Annotated in this window: 1 pseudogene; it reads left to right on the top strand. The window is 61.3% G+C overall.

What is annotated here, in order from left to right:
- Positions 1 to 1,422 (top strand): annotated as a pseudogene (locus AO277_RS29065) (XopAD/skwp family type III secretion system effector); the annotation flags it as partial.
- Positions 1,423 to 5,171: the final 3,749 nt, after the last annotated feature.

Here is a 5,171-nt window from a genome sequence, read left to right as displayed (position 1 = left end):
TCGCGACTGGCCAATGATCGCCACTTGCTCAACGGCCTCACCCCGCAACAGATGGCCAACGCGCTCAACGCAATGAGCAAATGGCCCAACACCCCAGACTGCAATGACGCCGTCAAGGCACTGGCCTCGCGACTGGCCAATGATCGCGAGTTACGCAACGCCCTCAGTCCTATCGGCGTGACTCAAGCACTCAACGCCTTGAGCAAATGGCCCGAACGTGCGAATTGCGAGAGTGCTACCGATGTCTTGGCCGGCAGGCTGGCGGAGGACAACGATCTGCGACAAGCCATGGATGAGCACCAGGTGGCTGTGTCGCTCAATGCGCTGAGCAGATGCCTCGGAAGGCCGGCGTGTCATCCGGCAGTGTTGCTGCTCGCCGAACGCGCCGGCTCGGCAGAGTTGCCGTGGCAGCAGTTCGAGATGCGTGGGCTCGCCATGGTGGCCAACGCGATGTCCCGTCTGCTGCATCTGGATGAGGAACAGTTCCAAATTTTGGGACGCGCCAAACTGCTGGCAATGGCCGGGCACCTGGAGCTGCACCGTGAGCGTTTTGAGTCTGCCTCCGCGCAAGACATTGGTATGCTCTTCAAGGCCCTTTCATCGGCGCAACTCCATCGCCAGATGCGTCCGCTGGCGCGGTCGGCTCTGGAGCGGGTTGCGATGCTCGCGCAGGACGACGGATTACGGGAAACCAACCTTGAGGGTATCGGCAGCCTGTGCATGGGATTTTTGCCGTTGATCCGCAGCCCAGAGTTGACCTCTCGCCATCGGGGGCACGCATTGCGCGTGTTCAATACGTTGCAGCCCATCATCGAGCGCAAGATCGACTTGTACCTTACCGGCGGTGTCCCGCCGTCTTCGACCGACCTCGAACAGTACGCCACTCGATGCCCGGCGCTGACCTTCTTCCAGGTGCTCAAGGCTTACAGCATGGTGAGCCGGCAATGCAAGCCGCGCCACATCGAAGGCTCGCGCCAGGAAACTCGCCAACGTCGCGAAGAGTTGGGGAAATGGGTTGACAGGACGCTGGAGCGGACACGCGAGGCCATCGAGGAGGACCTCGGAGAGATGAGCTGGAACTTGATCGCGCAGATCGAGGCCGGTGACATCGTATTTGACGCCCTGGACCTGCGCATGGCGAAGGAAGCAGCGAAGATTACGCAGGCCCATCCACCGAGCCAGTTCGACCTTGACGCCGGGCGCCTGAGCATGCGGTCGGCACCCGGCGAGCCCGTTACGCCGGCACCCGGCAACGGCAGCACGACCCACATCGTGGTTGATCTGCGTGGCAAGGAAGTGTCGACCAATGCGACCGAGACGAACAAGCCGTACTCGCTATTTACACGGCTGACGGGCTTGCCGCTGGTGGAGGTCCAACTGCCTGGGGCGATTTCGACGTTCATGCTCGCGCGTACGCTCTAAGCCGTACTCGCTATTTACACGGCTGACGGGCTTGCCGCTGGTGGAGGTCCAACTGCCTGGGGCGATTTCGACGTTCATGCTCGCGCGTACGCTCACCTACCAGGACGAACCTTGGCGTTTTGACATGTTCGGCGGCAGCCGCGCCACGCGAGGCCACATGAGTCGCCCCGCCCAGTTGCTGTCCGGCACATCCGGAGCACCGTCGCTGCTGCCGGCAATGCGCTATACAGACACCGCGCCGGGCAGTAGCCTGATGCAGCTCATCGCCAAGCTTGCCCCGCAGCGCGAAGACTGGTCGCGGATGCAGCGCTCGCTACTAGAGATGGTGCCGACCGATCACGTCATTGAGGGCACACTGCGTCTGGGATTTTTTGAAGACGTCAGCGGCCCTGCGCACCCGTTCAAGCCAACAGCACCGGACGGGCATGCATTGGCGCTGTGCCCCAACGATGGTTGCGGCTTCCTGAAGCTGGAGGTGGCTCTACGCATACCGGCCTTCCGTGAGTACTTCTCTGCCTGGCAAGCAGTGCAGGCCGGTGAGGCCAGCCAGGAGCAGCGTGACCTTATTGCCAAGGATAAGGGACCCACGCGGCTGGCACCGCAGGCGCTGCAGCACTTCCCACGTGACGAGGCGGCACTGCAGGAGGCGCACGAGGCGATGCAGCGCCGGTTGCAGGCGCTGCCGTCGGAGTTGAGTCAACTCACGTTGTACGAACTGGCCACCAGCGGCGGCTACCAGGGCCAAAGAGTCAGGGCGGTGCCTGCTGCCGACGACAAGGTGCACCTACCGAGCGAGCGCAGCCAGGCCTTCGACGCCGCAGGCGGCGCCTTGCTGATCGGCAAGCCGCCCTACGACAAGGAGAACCTGCTGCCCGTGCCGGAAGAACGCGTCGCGACAGTGGCGCAGAGCGACGCCACCGCCGAATTCCTCTCGCAGTCCTTTGGTATCCAGTACAGCTACACAGGCTTCGACGACAGATCGGGCAGCGATGCCGAGATGCTGCACAGCAAGGGCATGCTCATCGTGGTGCCATCAAAGAACTGGCCAGCCAATTTTGCGGACATGGATCTGGCCTGCTCGAAGGAGGACCTCAAGACCCTGTCGCGCTGGACGACCGGTCGCGACCGCAGTGCCGTGCCGCAGGACATGCTCAGCACCGGCAGCCTGCGGCTCAAGGACATCGTGGAGCCCGGACGCATGGGCGCACTGCCTATCCCGGAACTGCGCAAGCGCAACATGGACACCGACGGCGACGACGCGTTCGTGTACGCGGGCTACCCCAAGCTGGCCGCGCTGATTTCGCGCGAGATGGCTGATCGCGAGGTACGCCGCGGCCAGCCACGTTCCTTCAAGCCGCCGAAAACGGCCACGCCGGCCATTGATCCTGACAACGGCCATTACCAGGCGGGGCGGCTGTCCGAGATCATGTCTCTGCAACGTGGAGGCCAGATCATGGGGGCGGCCAGCACCTTGGCAGCGCGCTTCATGGCTCAGCCTGACCACCTGCGTGAGGCAATGGCGCGCAATATGATGTTCGGCACTTATGACGGCATTGAGCGCGACCTGCGTAACGATCTACGTGTAGCACTCGACGGCAAAGCCAGAGATCCTCAGGTGTTGACGGAACTGCGCAACCAGGCATACAACGCCATCGGGCGCGCCCACCTGCCCGAGGCACGTGAAGCCGCCGAGCTCCTGCATGCACAACTGCTTCGACTGGAGCCGGGGGCATCCTCGCGTGCCGAAGTGCCGCAATTGCCGGATGCGCTGGGCGAGGCCTTCCCACGCCTCGCCCAGGCGTACCTTGCTGCGCCTGATACTGAGGCACGGATTCACGCCATCATCGACAACTACCCGGTGTGCAGGCTCTCGCACGCGCAGTTCCCGGCAGGGCAACCGGGGCTCATCCCCGGTGAGCCGGAACTGAGCATGCGCAACCTCTTCACCATCGCGATCAAGGTGGGCACCGATGCGCTGAAGTCTGACACCGGCACGGCGCTGTTCGCCAAGATCGTGGAGTCGTGCGAACGATCCGAGCGAGGGTACGCTGATCGGGTTCGCAGCGTACCGTATGGCAAGGTGACTGCCCGGGCCATGCACGATGGTCGCTTCGACGCCGAGCAGACCCAGGTGGACCTGCAGAACATGCCGACGATGGCTGCGGGCGTCATGCAAGACGCGCTACACTCGCTGCAGCAAGCAGGCCTGATCGACCCACCGCCACCGCCCGCCGAGCGCCTGCGCGCCGTGCAGCCAGAGGACATTGCGCTTGAGGCGCAGAGCTTACTGACGCGTGCTCGCGAGATGGAACCTAGGGTCACTCACATGCTGAGGCGCGTCGCCGAGTCCCATGCTGGGCAACTGGCGGGCATGGACCATCAACTGAAGTCGGTCGGCTCGTTGAAAGAAAAGCTAACGCAGCAGATGGCTGTGAAAAACAAGACCCTGGAAGAAGCCGTAGCCGGCGTGAACGACGCGCTGCGCTACAGCGTGGTACTGGATCCGCAGCACTTCACCGCTGGCTTGCGCGGTGTGCTGGCCTCGCTGGACGATCAGGGCCATGTGCGCGTCAAGCTGAACAACCTGTTTGCCAAGCACCAGCCGGCCTTCAAAGCGGTCAATGTCACTATGCGCAGTCCCGAAGGCGCGCTCTGGGAGATCCAGTTCCACACGCCTGACACCTTCAGGCTCAAGGAGCAATTCCATGATCTTTACAAGCACAGCTATGCGCTGCAGCTTCAGGGTGCCCCACTGACTGACCAGCGAGAAGTGCAGGCGCCCGCGCAAGACGCCTTCAGACTCGTGCCTTCGCCGCCAGAGTGCGACGATATCGACGACTGGGAGGAGGAGAACGTCCCGGCCTTGGCAATCACGGTTCCGGCTTTCAAATCCCAACCAAACAATCGCAAAGACGCTGCAAAATTCCGTGCAGGCGTGAGCAGCACACCGCAAATGGCGCTGTCACAGCAGAGGACGCCAACGCGATTCAATGCAAACGCATCGCCAGCACAAATATTGTTCGACGTTGCCGCAAGCAAGCAAGAGTCGCTTACACCTGTATTCAACAAGCTGGCCGACGACTTCGACGCGCGGCTCTGGGGAAACGTTCGCTACAACGCTACGGACGACCGGATCGAGCAGCTACAGAACGCACCGTTCCAAAAATCGATCGCATCGATCAANGCAACTCAGAGCGTGGGCGATGCGCTGCGCTACGTGCTCCAATTGCCTTCCGAAGATTTTGTTGCGAAGGTGCTAGCGGTAAATGATGTGCTGCATCGGCAAGGGATGACTTGCGTGAAGCGTAAAAATTACTTTACCACAGGAGACGGCACCTACAAGGGGATCAACGCACGCTTCACGGATGCTGAGGGATATGAGTTTGAAGTGCAGTTTCACACTGCCGACAGCTTCAAAGCCAAGGCACAAACGCACCTGCTATACAAAGAAATGCAGTTGGCACAGAACAGGCTTGAAAAGGAGCAGCAGAAAAATCCACCCAACCTCGATAGGCAGCAGGCAAAACTGACCAACGATCTAGCAAAGTACACAAACGCAATGCGCGAGATCATGACTGCAGTGAACAAGCCTGCTCGCGTCGAGAGCCTGGATGGTCGCTCATAAGGTCCATAGAACAGGGCAGCCTGCGGCTGCAAATTGTGGGATTTTGAAATCGGTTATCATAGCCGAAATTGAGTCGATCCCTCCTCAGCACAGGCTTACACATGGCGTCAGAGACCAAAAAACG

Origin of the sequence: Pseudomonas amygdali, assembly GCF_002699855.1 — a bacterium.
Classification (GTDB): domain Bacteria; phylum Pseudomonadota; class Gammaproteobacteria; order Pseudomonadales; family Pseudomonadaceae; genus Aquipseudomonas; species Aquipseudomonas amygdali.
Note: the sequence above shows the minus strand (reverse complement) of the source record. Positions and strands in the feature narration are given on the sequence as shown.